This is a genomic window from Microbulbifer maximicatervae (SeqCode) (assembly GCF_052467065.1).
The window spans coordinates 2,474,382-2,491,011 of record NZ_CP174299.1; the positions used below are offsets into that span (position 1 = coordinate 2,474,382).

Here is a 16,630-nt window from a genome sequence, read left to right on the forward strand (position 1 = left end):
CGCGCAGGGGCAGTCGTAGCGAGAAAGCTAGGGCAAGAAAAGACTGGCGCTGAGTGATAAATGGAGTCTTCATATACAACAGTTTCCGCATTAGGTCGGATTCAGGGCATTATGAAGCGGAATCAATCGGAAGGTCAATGTATATCCTAATATTGGCGTGCTATTTTCTTATTTTGTTATATTGTTTTCGTTGTTGGCTATTTTTTAGTGTTTATATCCTGTTTTTGAAGGGCTGCCCCACTGAGGGTTTCAATGGGGTCCGCTATTAAGGGGTGGCATCGGTCAATTTATGCAGAAACTGCCACAAGTCTCCGTGTAGTTGCTCTACCTCGCTGCGGCTGATACGGCTGTTGTCCAGCTGTGCTGTCACCCACTCTCTGGCTCTTGGTTTAAGGGCAAGGCCTTCCTCTGTCACAGTGATCAGGGTTATCCGTTCATCCTGATTGCTGCGGCGACGCTTGACCAGGCCGTTTTGCTCCATCCGCTTAAGCAGCGGGGTCAAGGTGCCGGAATCCAGCATCAGCCTCTGCCCCAGTGCACTGACGCTCTGCTCTTCTTCCGATGGCGCCTTGGTGTTGGCCCACTCCCACAGAACCATTAAAACCAGATATTGCGGATAGGTGATCCCCAATTCCTTTAGCATCGGCTGGTAGGCGCGGGTCATGGCTCGGGATGCGGCGTAGAGGGCAAAACATAGCTGGCGGTTCAGTGCCAGCTCGCCGGAATCGTCATCACAGATAACCATCAGAGCATGCGCTCGATTTCTGTCTCTAGGGATGCTGGTGCATCCTTCGGCGCGTAGCGTTTAACATTCTCGCCATTCTTGCCGATCAAGAACTTCGTGAAATTCCACTTAATACCCTCGGTTCCCAATAGGCCCGGCGCACGTTTCTTGAGCTCCACAAACAGCGGGTGAGCCTCATCGCCATTGACGTCCAGCTTGGCGTAGACGGGGAAGCTGACTCCAAAGTTAAGTTCACAAAACTCCTGAATTTCCTCATCGCTACCGGGTTCCTGCTTGCCAAATTGATTGCAAGGAAAGCCCAGGACGGTAAATCCACGGTCTTTGTATTTTTTATATAAATCCTCCAGGCCCGCGTATTGCTTGGTGAAGCCACACTTACTGGCCGTGTTAACAACTAGCACCACCTTGTCTTTGTAATCGGCCAGAGTGGTCTTTTGCCCATCAGCGGTTTGCACGGGAATTGAGTAGAGATCGGTCATTGGGAGAGCCTCGATGGTTTGTATTTTGCTAAATTTAGTTGTGCACAATCTTTTTTGCAACCGCTTTATTTGGGAGTAGCCCTTTTGCAGGCTTTATTGTGAGAATGATTACCAATTATATTATGCGCCAGATTGATAAAACCCTTTTGCAATAACAGTAAAGGATTCTCCATGCGCCTCACCTTACACTTGGCCAGCCTGCTAGTGGTGCTACTGGCCATTACGGTTCTACCCGTCCAAGCCCAGGCTCAGGCCTCGGGTCTATCAGAGCAGGAATTGCGCCAGCTGATGCAGATGGCAGAGTACATCGGTGTGGATTATCCGGAAGCGGTGGCAGATGGGGAGATCATTAGTGATGATGAGTTTGCAGAGATGCAGGAGTTCGCCTCGGTACTGATCGATCGCGGCGCACAACTGCAAGAGTCGCCCGAAGCGGCGATGATCCGCACCGAGGCGGATGCGCTGCAAGCGGCGATTCTTCGCAAGGCCAGTGTGCAGGAAGTGCAAGCACATACTGCCAAGTTGCGTCAGGGGCTACTGTCTATCGCCCCCGCGCTATCTTTGCCCACTGCATTGCTGAATGTGGATGAGAGTCGCGCTATCTACCAGGCGCAGTGTGTTACCTGCCATGGTATCGAGGGTAAAGGGGATGGCCCCTTAGCGGCACAGTTGGAGCCGGCGCCGACAAACTTCTACGAGTTGGAGCGCGCTGAAAATCGCTCCCTGCTGGGCCTTTACGATGCTATCAGTAACGGTATCGATGGCACTGCAATGACCGCCTTCAAAAACTTGAATGAGCAGCAGCGCTGGTCCCTGGCATTTTATGTTGGCGGCCTGGCTTTCCAAGGTGAAGCGGAGGAGGGCGAAGGCGTTGAGCCGAGCTTGCAGGATATCGTGATGTACAGCCCCAATGTGCTGCAGAGTGATCGCCCGGAACTGTCCGGCGCGGCAGTTGCTTCCCTGCGTGCCGACCCCACACCCTTCTTTGTTGGTGAGGAAAGCCTCGGTAGCCAGCCGATTGATATAGCCCGTGCGCAACTGGAAAAGTCCCTGGTGGCCTACCAGGAAGGTAACTACGATCACGCTCGCACCCTGGCTATTAGTGCCTACCTGGACGGTTTTGAGATGGCGGAGAGCTCTCTGGATTCCCTCGACGCCGATCTGCGTAAAGCCACTGAACGGGAGCTGCTCGGGCTGCGCAGTCAGCTGAATGCCGATAGTAACCCCGAGCAAGTCGGGGCTCAGGTGCAGGTAATTCTTGAGCAACTGGGGCGTGCCGAATCTTTAATGCAGGAGACAACTCTCTCTGCGGGTGCACTATTTATTGCCAGCTTGGTGATTCTTCTGCGCGAAGGTCTCGAGGCGCTACTGGTAGTGATTGCACTGACAACGATTCTGGTAAAAACCGGTCGTCGCGATGCGTTGAAATTTGTTCACTTCGGTTGGATCAGCGCCGCGGTCGCAGGTGTTGTTACTTGGGTTGCCGCACAGAGTTTGGTTTCCATCAGTGGCGCCAGCCGGGAAGTTATGGAAGGGGTTGCAGCGCTTCTGGCCGCAGTTGTGCTCTTCTATGTGGGTTTCTGGATGCACAGTAAGACCCAGGCGGATCAGTGGCAGCAATATATCCAGAACAGCATTAACCGCAGCCTTAGCGCTGGCGCCCTGTGGGGCATCGCCGGTCTCGCATTTGTCGCTGTGTACCGCGAAATTTTTGAAACCATCCTGTTCTACCAGGCCCTATTGGTGCAAACAGCTTCCAGTCAGTACAGCGCCCTATGGGGTGGCCTCGCTGCCGGTGCTATATTGCTGGTTGTGTTGGGCGTTGCCTTTGTGCGCTTCTCTGCTCGCTTGCCTATAGGCAAGTTCTTCTCCATGACGACCTATTTACTGTTGGCGTTGTCATTTGTTCTTGCGGGCAAGGCTGTCGCGGCGCTGCAAGAAGCGGCGTGGATTGCGATTTCCCCGCTGCCGATAAATCTCAGCTTTGACTGGTTGGGTATCTACCCGACTTGGCAAGGTGTTGCTGTTCAGGGGGCAATACTGGTTGTCGCTCTGTGGTTGCTACTGAAAGGCGGCCGCTCAGATTCCAGTTCCGCTAAAGCGACCTAAATGGCCTTCGGGTACCCGCAACTCTGTGGGTACCCTATTTTTAATAGCCAGCTCCTCTTTATTCAGCACCCTTCAGGTTATCGGATAGCAGCTCTGGAGAAATTTCTGCAAGCGGTATTGGGCTGCCAACCTGTACTATTGTCTTTAGGTTTCGTTTATAGCTAAACGAACCTTGGATCGATAGAGGGATAAGTGGCAATGATGCGCTTTGAAAATTTTCCTTGAGCAGCGTGACAAGCTCTGCAATTTCTTTCCTGCTGTTTTCTTCAATCAGGATGCACAGAAGATCCCTGTTCGCCTCTGCCTTATGAATCGCATTGTGCTTTCTCTTGAGCTCTGAAGCTTCGATTTCATAGTAGTTTTTGGGGAAATAGTCACTTTTGCGTAAAAGTGCGTGAAGCCTAGGGCTGTTAGTAATGGCGTCGCTGGGGATAAAGCGAACCTTGCGTTGCGTTGCCCCGCTAACAATAAATGGGGTTAGCAGGTTAGAGTAGCGGGCAATTAGAAGTGCTGAACCTTCGCTAGGGATTTGCTCAATCCCCTCGTATTTCGTGCGCCTGGGCAGGATATAGGTAAGCCAAGAAAGGGTGTCAAATAACATTTCCGGCATTCGAAAAAGCAGGAGTACTAAAAGAGCGAAATTTAGTATGGCCAGCAGGGTAAATACCTGGGGAATTGTCATTCCCACAGGCCCGAGTAGCCCAATAATAGAAAAAGAAATAATGACTACAAATACGGCATTAAGGACATTATTTACAGAGATAACCTGCGCTCGAATTTGTTCTGCTGTTCTTTCCTGAATAATGGTGTATAGCGGTACGATAAAAATACCGCCAGCAACACCGATAAAAGTCGTGATAAATAAGATGGTCAGTCCACCATCACTCTGTAGAAATTGGCTAAGGGATGCGTTGGAGAGCATTTGATAGTTTCCCGATAGGATGCCCAACCAAAGTCCCGCCACCGTCATTCCCAGCCCGCCGGCTGCCACCAAGCCCAGTTCAATACGCCCGCGAGACAAGCTCTCACACATTAGTGAGCCTATAGCAACGCCAACAGTTAGGCAGCAGAGTAGAATCGTGATTATTGGTTCACTGGCGCCAAGCACATTTCTTACAAAGCTGGGAACCTGGGTTAGGTATGCCGTGCTAAATAACCAGAACCAGGAGTTTGCAATAATTGCGTAAAAAACGGTGGGTGTTTTAATCACTTCCCGCATAATTCTCAGCGTTTGGCTGATGGGGTTCCAATCTATTTTTAAATTGGGGGCTGAGGAAGGAGCCGGAGGGATTGCCCTACTGGCGAGATAGCCTAGTACGGCGACAGTGACCATCACCAAGCTCAGATATAACAGCCCAGGTTTTCCCTGGCCCACATCACCGGCTAGGAGGGTGCCGACAATTGTTCCAACGAGTACTCCGGAAAAGGATGCAACTTGGGCTAAACCATTTCCTCCAAGCAATTCTGATTGCTTTAGGTGCTGAGGTAAGATGGCATATCTGACAGGGCTAAAGAAAGCTGTGTGGGTGGCAAAAAGTATCAATACAATGAAACTTAAAACTCGGTCATCAGTGAGTAGCGCAATGGCCCCGAGGATACCGATTAGTATTTCGGCGGCTTTAATAATTCTTATGACTCGACCCTTTTCATACTTGTCAGCTAATTGTCCAGCGGCGAGTGAAAATAGAAAATACGGTATGACATAAAGGCTACTGGCGAGATTAATTAGTGTATTGGCTTCTGCTTTGGCTAAATGAAATGCCAGTATGACTAGCAGGGAGTTTTTAAACAGGTTGTCATTAAAAACACTGCTTAACAGTGAGAGAAACAGTGGCATAAAGCGGCGACTGGCGAGGAGCTTGAACTGGTTGCTTTGAGCCATGGTTAGGCCTTCGTCCCTGTGCCGCCCTTAGCAGCTATGTATTTCTATTCTCGCTATCAGAATAGGTGATCGGAATGATTTAAGGAGGGGCTGGCATCCTGAGGGAGGAGAAGAATTTATGTGCCTACCAGTGAAGTAGGCACATATCCTTGTTGGTCAAGAAAAAGGGGAGGCTAGCGTTTCTCTCCGCGCAAGCCCAGCACTTGGCGGTATAGAGCCTCTGCCTTGGCACCGGCTGCTTCGACAGGCCTGCCGGCAACGACGCTCACCCGCGACCAAAAACGCTTGGGCAATGTAGTGAAGGCATGACCGCCTTTATGACTGAAAAAGCTTCCCCAGAGACCTTGGAGGGCCATAGGGATTACAGGGACAGGGGTTCTCTCCAGAATTTTTTCTATGCCTGCTTTAAATGGCTGTAGTTCTCCGTCTTTCGTCAACTGACCTTCGGGGAATATGCAGAGAAGATCTCCATCTTTTAGCCCGTCCTCAATGGCTTGAAAAGCCTGTTCATACCCTTTGGGGTCTTTCTGCTTGGAGCAAATTGGAATTGCCCTGCCTGTTTTGAAGACGAAGTGCAAAATTGGAATTTCATAAATGGGCTTGTACATAATAAAGCGGATAGGACGGCGGACAGCGCCGGCGAGTAATAGTGCGTCAACATAACTCACATGATTGCAAGCGATTAGGGCTGGTCCCTCTGTGGGTATCTGTTCAAGCCCTTGGTGCTTTACCCGGTACATGGTGTGGGAAAGGGCCCAGATCAAAAAGCGCATAGCAAATTCTGGCACTTTGGCGAACACAAAAATGGCGACCGCCGCATTCATAAGGGCAATAACAAGAAAGAACTGCGGTATGGTCGCGTCCAGCATATTGAGGAATAGAATTCCAAGTAGCGCTGAAGCCACCATAAAGAGGGCGTTCAAAATATTGTTTACGGAGATAATTTGTGCACGAATTGCCGGGTCGGATCGATCCTGGATCATGGTGTACAGAGGAACGATGTAAAGACCCCCAAACATCCCCAGTAGTACCAGACAACTGAGAAGAGAGTATGCACCATCGGTACTTAGAAATGCGGTAAAGCTGGCTTCATGGAGTTCTGCAAAGTTTCCCCCGACGATACCCAGGGCGATACCACTTATGGTAAGTCCAGCAGCACCAACAGGCACCAGGCCAAGTTCAATAAATCCACTGGAGAGGCGCTCGCAGATTAAGGACCCAATGGCAATACCAATGGTAAAACTGCACAGCAGTAATGTAACCACTGATTCACTGCCACCTAGGACATTCTTGGTAAAACTGGGAATTTGTGTCAGATAGGCCGCCCCCATTAACCAAAACCAAGATATTCCAATAATGGAGTAGAAAATTGAGGGAGTATTCGCGCTGGCACGGAGTATTTTATGGGTTTGAGTAATGGGGTTAGGGTTTATTTTGAGATTGGGTGTGGGGGCTGGCGCTGCGGGGATTGAGCGGCTGGCCAGATATCCCAGGGTAGCTGCGCCCATAATTACCAGGCCTAAGTAGAGAATTCCCTGTTGCCCATGGCCTGTGAGGCCTGCGAGTAGGCTACCGACAATTGTTCCCGTTAAAATGGCCACAAATGTCCCCATTTCCACCAGAGCATTGCCCCCTATCAGTTCGGAACGCTTCAAGTGTTGAGGGATAATCGCGTACTTCACCGGGCCAAAAAAGGCGGACTGTATGCCCAAGAGAAAGAGCACAGTTAAACAGAGTGCGTTGCTTCCGCTAAAAAGGGCGAAAACACCCAGTGCACCGATAGCGATCTCTCCTAGCTTAATCCAGCGTATTAACCTCCCCTTGTCGTATTTGTCCGCGATCTGGCCGGCGGAGGCAGAAAATAAGAAAAAGGGAAGAATAAACAAACCAGCAGCCAAGTTAATTAGTGCGTTTGCTTCACTTTCCACCAGGCGAAAGGCGATCATGACAATTAGGGCGTTTTTATAAACATTGTCATTGAAGGCGCCCAGGAATTGGGTGCTGAAGAACGGCAAAAAGCGGCGGCTAGTGAGAAGATGAAACTGAGACTGGTTAGCCATTGGCAACTCTCTTCTTATTTAAGTGAGCTAATGGTAAGTCATACTGCCGACGGGAGGTATCCCCATGATAGAGGGTAAATTGGTACGCTAGATTAGGGGTTGTTGGGGGAGAGGTAGAATTGGTTGAAGGGAAACCCGGCCGCGTGGGCGGCCAGGTGAGGGTACCGGTTTACCAGACAGTTACCCTTTCCTCTTCAGGCAGGTACATACCGTCGCCTTCCTTAATATCGAATGCTTCGTAGAAAGCATCGATATTTGGTAGTACGCCTTTCACACGATATTCAGCGGGAGAGTGACTATCTACCTTCAAACGTCCACTGAGGGCTTTATCGCGCATCTTGCTGCGCCACACCTGAGCCCAGCCCATAAAGACCCTCTGATCGCCGGTAAAGCCGTCAATAACAGGTGCCTCTTCGCCATCTAGAGACATTTTATAAGCTTTATAGGCAATTCCCAGGCCTGATAAATCGCCGATATTCTCGCCCAGGGTCAGCTCGCCGTTGATGTGTTCACCCTCAAGCGGCTCGTAGGCGTTGTACTGGGATACGAGCTTGCTGGTAAGCTGCTCAAAATTGTTGCGGTCGGAGTCGGTCCACCAGTTGTTGAGATAGCCGCGTCCATCAAATTTACTGCCTTTATCATCGAACCCGTGTCCAATCTCGTGGCCGATTACACCGCCGATACCGCCGTAGTTGACAGCATCATCCGCATTCATATTAAAGAATGGTGGTTGCAGAATCGCTGCAGGGAATACGATTTCATTCATGGCTGGGTTGTAGTAAGCATTCACAGTCTGTGGGCTCATGCCCCACTCATCGCGATCAATCGGCTTGCCCAGCTTATTGCGATCGTATGAGGACTCAAACAAGTTAGCTGCCAGAACGTTGCCAATCAGGTCATCGGATTTAACTGTCAAGTTACTGTAGTCACGCCACTTGTCTGGGTAGCCGATTTTGGTGGAAAAATTGCTTAGCTTAAACAGAGCCTGCTTTTTGGTATCTTCGCCCATCCACTCGAGGGATTCGATGGATTCCCGGTAGGCGGCCTTCAGATTGTCCACAAGTACAACCATTCGCTCTTTAGCTTCAGGCGGGAAGTGCTTTTCTACGTAGCGCTTACCGACCAGCTCGCCTACAGAACCATTGACAAATTGCACGCCGCGCTTCCAGCGGGGTTCCATTTGTTCAATACCGTGAACGGTGGTGCCGTAGAAGTCGAAGCGCAGTTGTGCGATTTCGTCATGCATGTAGGGCGCCATTGCATTAAGCACTTTGACCTTCAGGTAGCGCTTCCAGGTTGCCAGCTCAGTATTGGCAATAATCTCATTGGCCGCTTCCAGGTATTCAGGCTGGCCGACAATAAAACTATCTGCTTTCTTCAATTGGGCTTTGGCTAGGTAGCTGTCCCAATCTACAACGGGCATTAGCTCTTTAAGTTCAGCAACAGTTTTCTTGTTGTAGTACTTTTCCGGGTCCCGGTTATCAACGCGGCTGCGATGGTGTTTTGCCAAACTCTCCTCAAGTTTGAAGATCTTGTTGGAAAAGTCTTCAGCCTCTTTAAGTCCTGCGAGGCCTTGAAGATCAGCGAGGTAGGTTACATAGGCTTCGCGGAGTTTCTTACTCTTCTCAGTGTCCTCGAAGTAGTAGTCGCGATCAGGGAGTCCAAGGCCTGCCTGCCACAGGAAAGTCATGTAGTTTTCTACTTGCTTCAGGTCCTGCCAGATGCTTCCACCAAATGGTACATCGTAGCCGACGGTATCCGCATAGGCGAAGAAATCGGTAAGATCCTTGCGGTTTTTAATTGCATCGACTTTGGCGAGTTCGCCGGAAACCGCGGAGAGCCCTTTTTTCTCGATCAGCTTTTTATCCATAAAGCTGTTGTAGAGATCTCCAATTTGCTTGGCATCGGCGCTCTTGGCTCCCTGGCTGGCTTCCATAATCAGAGCTTTGACTTGCTCGGTACTTTGGTCTCTTAGAATAGAGAAACCACCCCAGCGGGACTTGTCCGCAGGGATTTCAGTATTCTTCAGCCAAGTGCCGTTTACATAAGCAAAGAAGTCGTCTTGAGGCCGTACACTGGTATCCATAGCGCCCAGGTCGATACCCGAGGAAAGCTGAACCTGCTCAGCGGTAGCTTTACTACCGGTGGAGTGGTCGTGAGCGACAGCAAACAGAGGGAACTGGGCTCCCGCCAGGGTACCGGCAATAGCGAGTGGTAATAGTAACTTTTTCATTTTTGCTCTTTTGGCTGAATATCCGCCGAGCATACTAAAAGCAGGGGGTGAGCTGGGGCAAGAGGGCTGCGCCTAGCCGGGGATAAGTTGCGTTGGAGTGAGTTTAACCAAAAGCCCCGCATCGCGGGGCTTTTGGTACAAGTTGAGTAGCTATTTAATCTGGCAGGCGGAAAGTGATAGGGATAGAAAAGTTATAAGTATCTGTACCTAGCTGCGCAGGGACTCCAGGGTAGGGTCCAGCTCTGCGTACAGCAGCTTGGGCCTCCCGGTTAAGGCTGGCATGACGGGATTCCTGTACCGGTTGGATATCTCGTACCTGGCCTTGAGAATCAATAGTCACATTGAGGCGTACACTGCCTTCATGGCCCCGCTCTTGGGCTCGTTTGGGGTAGCGAATGTAGCGGAACGTGTGACGCAGCAAACTGGAGTGGTAGATCTGGCGTGCCAGAATCATATCAGCCGTCAGGGGAGCCTCTTCCTCCTCTTCCATCATATCTTCGGCATCTGCAGCCAGGAGCGGGCCATCCTCAGGAGGTACCGTAATAAGCTCAATCTCTTCCTCAGCTTGTGCTGGAACGGCCCCCCCTTCCGGTTGAGGTCCCTGTTCACTGTCCTCTTGAATACTATCAGCCTCAGTTACAACCGCTGCTGCGGGAGCGGTTGCGGCTAGGGCCAGAGTTGGAGGCGGAAGATCAGCAATTTCAATAGCCGGTTTAGGTTTAGTGGCTTCAGTTGGCGCCTCTTCCGCGGCAGTGGCCTCTTCCTGGCTTATTTGCTTGAGTTGTAATTCGGCAACTCTCTCGCTTGTTGGGGCCAGGGACTCGAATGTAGTTACCAGGCTACCTGACACTTGGCCGGCGGAAAGCAACCCATCTTTAAAGTCAGTAGAGGGAGGGACAGAGCCAATCCAGGCTCGTAGCAAGGTATTGAAGAAGTCGGGGTCAGCAATCTCTCCAAGTCGAATACTGTTGAGGGAGATTGTTGTCGAGCCGGTATCGGCGGCGAACTCGATACTCAATTGATCACCGTGAGCAAAGCGCCCCTTAAACAGATTGGCAAAGGTCACCATGTTTTCTGCCTGGCTGCTGAGCGTATCTCCGCGGTTGTTAATCGCAATGGCTTCCATCCATTGATTGCGGAGTCGCCGTGCCGGCAGACTTTTGGTGATAACACGAACCTCCAAGCGCCGAGGAATATTGTTATCGAGTAGTGTGCTGGAATCCCGGGTTAGATTTTCCGAGTATATTGCAGCGACATAAATGTCTTTATTAAATTGTTTTTCTAGTGCAAGACCGTTTAAAAGTGGTGCAGCTTTCGCAGTGAGAGCAAATGTAAACACCCAAAAGGAGAGGACAATTTTTATCGATTTCATTGTTCTACGGTGTCTCAGTAGCAGGAGCAAAATGTTCCGCTAAGTAAGAATTCAGGGGCCCCAACCCCAATGCACACAAGTCAGATTAAAAAGTGCGCGCCCAAAGCTTGTGAGAGTACAATGTACTACTCACTACACCTAACTCTACTGTAACTGGAACGGAGTTCAAGCCTGATAAGGTCAGACTGTCCTCATTCGCCCAAGTTAAAGGGTTGGTAAGGAAACGATTGTCACACTTAGAAACAGGTGTGCTAGGTCGATATCGTTTAGAATGGCACTTTGCAGAGTGGCTTAGGCCACTCTTTTCAGGAAAATGGAATAGTTTTCACTAAATTTGAATTGTGCATGGAAATTAAACCTCTTAGCGAGTATCCACGGGATGCTGTGGATCGTCTTCTCAATGTCATCCATCTATTTCGGGATATTCGTGCCTCGAGTGAGTGGCAATACGATGTATTGCTAAAGCGCTCCCGGTTGGTCAGCCTTCAGTCGGGTGAACAGCTGCTGCGTGCAGGGGATGTGGATCAATGGGTCTACTTCTTGTTACGCGGTGAGTTACATGTGAAGGTGAACAGTCCCGCAGCTGAGGAGGCTCCGGGAAATGAGCGTCCTTTGGCGGTAATACGTCCAGGTGAGTTATTTGGTGATTTGTCGATGCTATTGGCGGAGCCCCGCAGTGCCGATGTATTTGCCGCGAATAATAGCCAGGATACTCAGGTTCTAGGCGTTGATTGTACGCTGTTTGGTGACCTGGAAGACTTATCACTTTTACAGTTGCCGGCAAAACTGGTTTTCTATCGCAATATGGTGCATTCATTGCGTTGGAAACTGGAGGTCTATAGGTCCAAGTATCCGGGGCATCAGTTGGCGAATAGCCATAGAAAGCTGAAACTTTATACGGGACCAAAAAATAGCCGGGAAGAGTTAATTGCCTTAGCGGAACAGGCGAAAGCTTTGGCTCAAATTCTGCTCGACTGGAATGCGGAGTTTGGTTCTGGTGAGCTGGTTGATGATGAATCCGACATGCTTGGATTTCTGGAATCTATGCTGTCGTAGAGTTTTCCCGTTCAAACCAAGGGCGAGAGAATTATTTCCTCGCTCCTGACTGCTCCCCCTCCTTTTTGTACTTATTTTTATTGGCACATGTGTACACCTTTCTTAAAGGGGGACTATCTGCTGATTCCAGTCTAAATTTGTAGATCACTCGTATATTTCATTTGCCCGACATTAACCACGTATTTATTGACAGAATTCGAGTAGGACACAGCGGAGCTTTTTATAAGTCGCTGTGATTGTGTAAAAATCGCTTCGCTTCAGTTGTTATCGCAGATCCCTTCGATTGGATTTAAGACCCCTTTTGCGATGGCGCATCATTGCCCAACAGGTTTAGTAAGTTATGAATGTATTGGCATCAATCTGGTCAAGGCGCAATTACCGGATGGCAATTATTGTTTCGGTGATCGCTATTTTATGGCTGCTGAGTGGGCAGTTATTCTCCGATGCAGAGGATGAGCAGTCAGAATCTAAAGAGGTAACTGCCAAGAAGCCAGAGCCTGAATTGCGAATTCAAGCCCAAATCATTGAGTCCAGCCCATACGCCACTCAGATACTAGTGAATGGGCGCACTGAGGCTAACCGGCATGTACGTTTGCGCGCTGAACTGGATGGCATTATTGCTGCACTTCCAGTTGCGGAAGGGCAGACAGTTAGACAAGGGGATGTCATTTGCGAAATCGAGGCTGAAGATCGTATTGAGCAACTGGCATTAGCTGAAGCGGCAAAACGCAAAGCAGAAATAGACTTTGCCGGTGCCGAGAAACTTAAGAAAAAAGGACTGCAGTCGGATACCGCAATGGCCCAGCAGCAAGTTGAGCTTGCCCGAACCAAGGCGGAGTACACACGTGCCAAAGTGACGGTAGAGAAACTGCAAATTCGTGCACCATTTGCTGGAGTAGTGAATAGCCGAGCGGTGGAGCTGGGAGATTTTATTCGCCGGGGAGAGGAATGCGCGACCATTCTTGACTTGGATCCCATCCTAATTGTTGGCGAAGTTTCAGAGGATCAAGTGGGGAGCCTTGTTGAGGGCGGGCCGGCGAGAGCCCAATTACAAAGAGGACTGTTAGTAGACGGATACCTTCGTTATATCAGTCAACAGGCGCAGGAAATTACTCGGGCTTACCGAGTGGAGGTAGCAGTAGATAATCCAGGTAATCAACTTCCCGGAGGCTTGAGTGGTCAGCTGGTCCTCCCGACCGGTGAAATTACGGCCCACCATATTAATGCATCTCTACTCACGCTGGATGATAGCGGTGAATTGGGGGTGCGGACTCTCAATGATAAAAACCGAGTGCAATTTATCAATGTTTCATTGGTTGGGGATGGTGATGGCGGCGTCTGGGTTTCTGGACTGCCTGACACAGTCACTCTGATTACTGTGGGACAAGAATATGTTACTACGGGAGATTTGGTTCGTGCAGAAATACTGAAAACTGGGGAAGAGTTTTCCCGGGAGAACCAAGCGAAGGAAGCTTCCCCAGTAGATTCCGCTGAGGTGACTCCGGTATCCGAAACTTCAGTGATTCCCGAGGGGGATTCGCGATGAAGATGTTGGAAAGCGCTATTCAAAGAAATCGCAGCACAATATGCCTGATGCTGCTGATTGTTTTAATTGGCATAGTTGCTCGCGCAGCGATGACAATTGAATCAAGCCCTGAGGTGAACCCCCCATTTGTAATTGTACAGGTCACTCATGAGGGAATTTCCCCAGAGGATGGTGTACGCCTGTTGGTCCGCCCTCTGGAGAAGGAAATTCGTGCGGTAGAAGGGGTTGTCGAGGTGATTGCTGTCGCCCGGGAATCCCTTGCATATATCGTGATTGAATTTGACTCTGCCATTGGTGTAGATGATGCCGTCGATGATATTCGCAATGCTGTAGAGCGGGCCAGGGCTGAGCTGCCCCGGGATGCCGATGAGCCCACCGTGGAGGAAGTATCCGCTCAACCTTTCCCCACCATTGTCGTTACCCTATCCGGTGAGCAAGTGAATGAACGGGTTTTACTGCGCTCGGCTGAATTGCTTAAGCGGAAGATAGAGAGTATCCCTGAGGTGCTCGGTGCAGATCTCCACGGTAATAGGGAGGAGGTCGTTGAGGCAGTGATTGATCCGGTGCGACTGGAGCACTATCAAATCACCAGTGCGGAGTTAATCAACGCGGTATTGGGGAACAATCTGTTAATTCCTGCAGGGGAGTTGGAAACCAATCGGGGCCGTTTTTCAGTGAAAGTCCCTGGGTTGATAGAGACCGCCCAGGATGTTTATGAAATTCCGCTCAAGAAGTCACGCGATGGAGTTGTGACCTTGGGTGCTGTTACAGATATTCGCAGAACCTTCAAGGATGCAGTGAGCTACACCAGTATCAATGGCCGTCCGGGGCTCGCTATTAATGTTGAAAAGCGCAACGATGCCAGCTCTGTCGATGTCGCGGATCGAGTCCGGGAAGTTGTTCAGGCTGAATTTGGTGTTTTGCCGCAGGGAATTACGGTTGAGTTTGTTTTTGACCAATCTGATTTTGCGCGGGATATGGTCAGTGAGATGCAGGGAAACATCCTGACCGCGATGCTATTGGTAATGATTATTGTCGTTGCTGCGCTCGGCTTTCGCTCGGGAATTCTGGTGGGACTGGGAGTGCCCTTCTCTTTGCTGTTTGGTTCCATCATCACCTGGTATCTGGGTTATTCGTTTAACTTTATGGTGATGTTCGGAATGTTGCTGGCTCTCGGTATGTTAATTGATGGCTCCATTGTGATTACCGAGTTTGCCGATCGGAAAATGGCTGAAGGCTTGTCAGCAAGGGAGTCCTATATTGCATCAGTCAGTCGGATGTTCTGGCCGGTAGTTGCCTCAACGGCGACTACCCTTGCAGCATTTTTGCCGATTATGCTGTGGCCTGGAGTGGTGGGAGACTTCATGCGTTACCTGCCCGTTACAGTATTTGCAGTATTGGCGGGGTCACTCTTGTACGCCCTTTTTTTTGCTCCTGTGCTGGGTTCACTGTTTGGCAAAAGCGCGATGGATGCCTCTACTCGTAACTACCTGAGCCAGTTAGAGGATGGCTTACCTCGAGCCCTGCCTGGAATTACCGGCTGGTATGCGCGTATTCTTGAGAAGGTTCTGCAGCGCCCATTGAGTGGGTTCTTAACCACTATTGCCATTCTGGTTGCCATCTTTATTGGCTTTGTCAATTTTGGTGCGGGTGTTGAATTTTTCACGGATACAGAAGAGCAATACGGCAATGTAGAAATCAGGGCCCAGGGCAATTTGTCCATGGAGGAGAAAAAAGCCCTGGTGGTGCAAGTGGAAAGAGCCGTGCTTAGTGTGCCTGAGGTTCGAATAGCTCACACTACAATTGGTTCTGGCGGAATTTCTGGAAATTCTGATCGTTCCCCAGATCAAATCGCCAATATGTTAGTGGAGCTTTATCCCGCAGAGGAACGCGAGCGACGGAGCCGCGACATTTTTGCCGATATCCGTTCCCGCACTTCAGATTTTGCCGGAATTAAAGTAACCGCAAATGTAATGGAGGGAGGACCGCCGGTAGGCAAGGATATTGTTCTGGAGTTGCGCAGTCAGAACTATGAGCAGCTACTGCTGGAAACCTGGCGACTACACCGTGCAATGGAGGAAATTGGCGGGTTGCGAGATATTGTAAACACCGCGCCACTACCTGGCATCGAGTGGGAAGTGAAAGTCGATCGAGCCAAGGCTGCCCTATATGGTGCCGATCTCACTGAAGTTGGCAGGGCGGTGCAGTTGGTTACCAATGGCGTCCGGGTTGCAGAATATCGACCCGATGATACGGATGAAGAAGTAGATATACGTATCAGGTACCCCAGAAGTGCCAGAGGCATAGCCGCGCTCGATCAGCTAAAAGTTAATACCGTGCAGGGTACTGTTCCGATTAGCAGTTTCGTACACACGGAAGCCATGCCCAAGGTCGATAAGATTGAGCGAATCGACGGAATTACTCGCATGCAAATTAAGGCTGATGCGCAAGAGGGGATTCTGCCGGATGACAAAGTGAAGGAAATAAGGAAGTGGTTGCAGAGCAATCCGGTGGATAACCGGGTTGAGCTGCTATTCCGTGGGGCGGATGAGGAGCAGAATGAGTCTTTTAAATTCCTAGGTATAGCCTTCCTCCTGGCCCTGTTTTTAATGTTTATCCTGTTAGTAACACAGTTCAACAGCTTCTATCAGTCTTTATTAGTACTTTCATCTGTGATTATGTCCACTTTGGGAGTGATGTTTGGTCTGCTAATAACACAAAGCACCTTCAGTGTGATTATGACTGGAGTGGGTATTGTGGCGCTGGCTGGAATCGTGGTGAACAATAATATTGTACTGATAGATACTTATAACTTCGTGCGTAAGAATGAGCCGAGCCTCACACCAACGGAAGCAGCAGTAAAGGCATCGACACAGAGGCTGAGACCGGTCTTTTTGACAACGGCAACAACTATCCTCGGGTTGTTGCCCCTGGCGCTAGGCGTCAGTGTGGATATGGTCGGACGCAATATTGTTGTCGATGGAGTGATAGCCTCTTTTTGGGTGAAGCTAGCCAGTGCAATTGTTTACGGGCTTACCTTTTCCACTTTGCTGACGTTATTGGTTACACCCATTATGTTAGTACTACCGGGCCGCTCCAAGAAGAGGGGTAATCCAGAGGGGGCTATTGAGTCGGTAACGAGTTAGTG

10 protein-coding genes are annotated in these 16,630 nt (G+C 50.0%); 4 read left to right on the forward strand and 6 right to left on the reverse strand.

The window, feature by feature from the left end; all coding sequences use genetic code 11:
- Positions 1-265: 265 nt before the first annotated feature.
- Together ACJJI1_RS10955 and ACJJI1_RS10960 are read right to left on the reverse strand one after the other, a co-directional pair.
- The gene (locus tag ACJJI1_RS10955) at positions 266-745 is read right to left on the reverse strand and encodes a MarR family winged helix-turn-helix transcriptional regulator (protein ID WP_444959315.1); all 480 of its coding nucleotides are present in this window, start codon (positions 743-745) and stop codon (positions 266-268) included.
- Complete coding sequence (locus tag ACJJI1_RS10960) at positions 745-1,224, reverse strand: glutathione peroxidase (RefSeq protein ID WP_282934317.1); 480 nt, start codon at positions 1,222-1,224, stop codon at positions 745-747. The genes ACJJI1_RS10955 and ACJJI1_RS10960 overlap by 1 nt, the downstream gene beginning before the upstream one ends.
- A gap of 171 nt (positions 1,225-1,395) precedes the next feature.
- Between ACJJI1_RS10960 and ACJJI1_RS10965 the strand changes: the two genes are divergently transcribed.
- The gene (locus tag ACJJI1_RS10965; protein ID WP_444959316.1) at positions 1,396-3,333 is read left to right on the forward strand and encodes a cytochrome c/FTR1 family iron permease; all 1,938 of its coding nucleotides are present in this window, start codon (positions 1,396-1,398) and stop codon (positions 3,331-3,333) included.
- A gap of 58 nt (positions 3,334-3,391) precedes the next feature.
- Here ACJJI1_RS10965 and ACJJI1_RS10970 read toward each other — a convergent pair whose 3' ends face one another.
- The 4 genes from ACJJI1_RS10970 to ACJJI1_RS10985 form a co-directional block, all read right to left on the reverse strand.
- The gene (locus ACJJI1_RS10970; protein WP_444959317.1) at positions 3,392-5,215 is read right to left on the reverse strand and encodes an MFS transporter; all 1,824 of its coding nucleotides are present in this window, start codon (positions 5,213-5,215) and stop codon (positions 3,392-3,394) included.
- Positions 5,216-5,388: 173 nt separating this feature from the next.
- Positions 5,389-7,275, reverse strand: a complete 1,887-nt coding sequence (locus ACJJI1_RS10975; protein ID WP_444912099.1) for an MFS transporter — start codon at positions 7,273-7,275, stop codon at positions 5,389-5,391.
- Positions 7,276-7,444: 169 nt separating this feature from the next.
- Positions 7,445-9,508 carry a M13 family metallopeptidase gene (locus ACJJI1_RS10980; RefSeq protein WP_444959318.1) on the reverse strand — a complete coding sequence of 688 codons (2,064 nt, stop codon included), beginning with the start codon at positions 9,506-9,508 and terminating at the stop codon, positions 7,445-7,447.
- Positions 9,509-9,662: 154 nt separating this feature from the next.
- Complete coding sequence (locus ACJJI1_RS10985) at positions 9,663-10,880, reverse strand: TonB family protein (RefSeq protein ID WP_444959319.1); 1,218 nt, start codon at positions 10,878-10,880, stop codon at positions 9,663-9,665.
- A 345-nt stretch (positions 10,881-11,225) separates the two neighbouring features.
- Here ACJJI1_RS10985 and ACJJI1_RS10990 point away from each other — a divergent pair, with 345 nt between their 5' ends.
- The 3 genes from ACJJI1_RS10990 to ACJJI1_RS11000 all read left to right on the forward strand — a co-directional run bounded on the left by ACJJI1_RS10990 (position 11,226) and on the right by ACJJI1_RS11000 (position 16,628).
- Positions 11,226-11,936 carry a Crp/Fnr family transcriptional regulator gene (locus ACJJI1_RS10990; RefSeq protein WP_413664353.1) on the forward strand — a complete coding sequence of 237 codons (711 nt, stop codon included), beginning with the start codon at positions 11,226-11,228 and terminating at the stop codon, positions 11,934-11,936.
- A 382-nt stretch (positions 11,937-12,318) separates the two neighbouring features.
- A complete protein-coding gene (locus ACJJI1_RS10995) occupies positions 12,319-13,482 on the forward strand; it encodes an efflux RND transporter periplasmic adaptor subunit (protein ID WP_413664354.1) in 1,164 nt (387 codons plus the stop codon).
- Entirely contained in the window at positions 13,479-16,628 is a 3,150-nt protein-coding gene (locus ACJJI1_RS11000; protein WP_444959320.1) for an efflux RND transporter permease subunit, read from the forward strand. Before ACJJI1_RS10995 ends, ACJJI1_RS11000 begins: the two co-directional genes overlap by 4 nt.
- The last annotated feature ends 2 nt before the right edge of the window (positions 16,629-16,630 follow it).

Excerpts from the sequence above, each read along its gene's own strand:
- ACJJI1_RS10955 (WP_444959315.1), bottom strand. The coding sequence starts at position 745 with ATGGTTATCTGTGATGACGATTCCGGCGAGCTGGCACTGAACCGCCAG.
- ACJJI1_RS10960 (WP_282934317.1), bottom strand. The coding sequence starts at position 1,224 with ATGACCGATCTCTACTCAATTCCCGTGCAAACCGCTGATGGGCAAAAG.
- ACJJI1_RS10965 (WP_444959316.1), top strand. The coding sequence starts at position 1,396 with ATGCGCCTCACCTTACACTTGGCCAGCCTGCTAGTGGTGCTACTGGCC.
- ACJJI1_RS10970 (WP_444959317.1), bottom strand. The coding sequence starts at position 5,215 with ATGGCTCAAAGCAACCAGTTCAAGCTCCTCGCCAGTCGCCGCTTTATG.
- ACJJI1_RS10975 (WP_444912099.1), bottom strand. The coding sequence starts at position 7,275 with ATGGCTAACCAGTCTCAGTTTCATCTTCTCACTAGCCGCCGCTTTTTG.
- ACJJI1_RS10980 (WP_444959318.1), bottom strand. The coding sequence starts at position 9,508 with ATGAAAAAGTTACTATTACCACTCGCTATTGCCGGTACCCTGGCGGGA.
- ACJJI1_RS10985 (WP_444959319.1), bottom strand. The coding sequence starts at position 10,880 with ATGAAATCGATAAAAATTGTCCTCTCCTTTTGGGTGTTTACATTTGCT.
- ACJJI1_RS10990 (WP_413664353.1), top strand. The coding sequence starts at position 11,226 with ATGGAAATTAAACCTCTTAGCGAGTATCCACGGGATGCTGTGGATCGT.
- ACJJI1_RS10995 (WP_413664354.1), top strand. The coding sequence starts at position 12,319 with ATGGCAATTATTGTTTCGGTGATCGCTATTTTATGGCTGCTGAGTGGG.
- ACJJI1_RS11000 (WP_444959320.1), top strand. The coding sequence starts at position 13,479 with ATGAAGATGTTGGAAAGCGCTATTCAAAGAAATCGCAGCACAATATGC.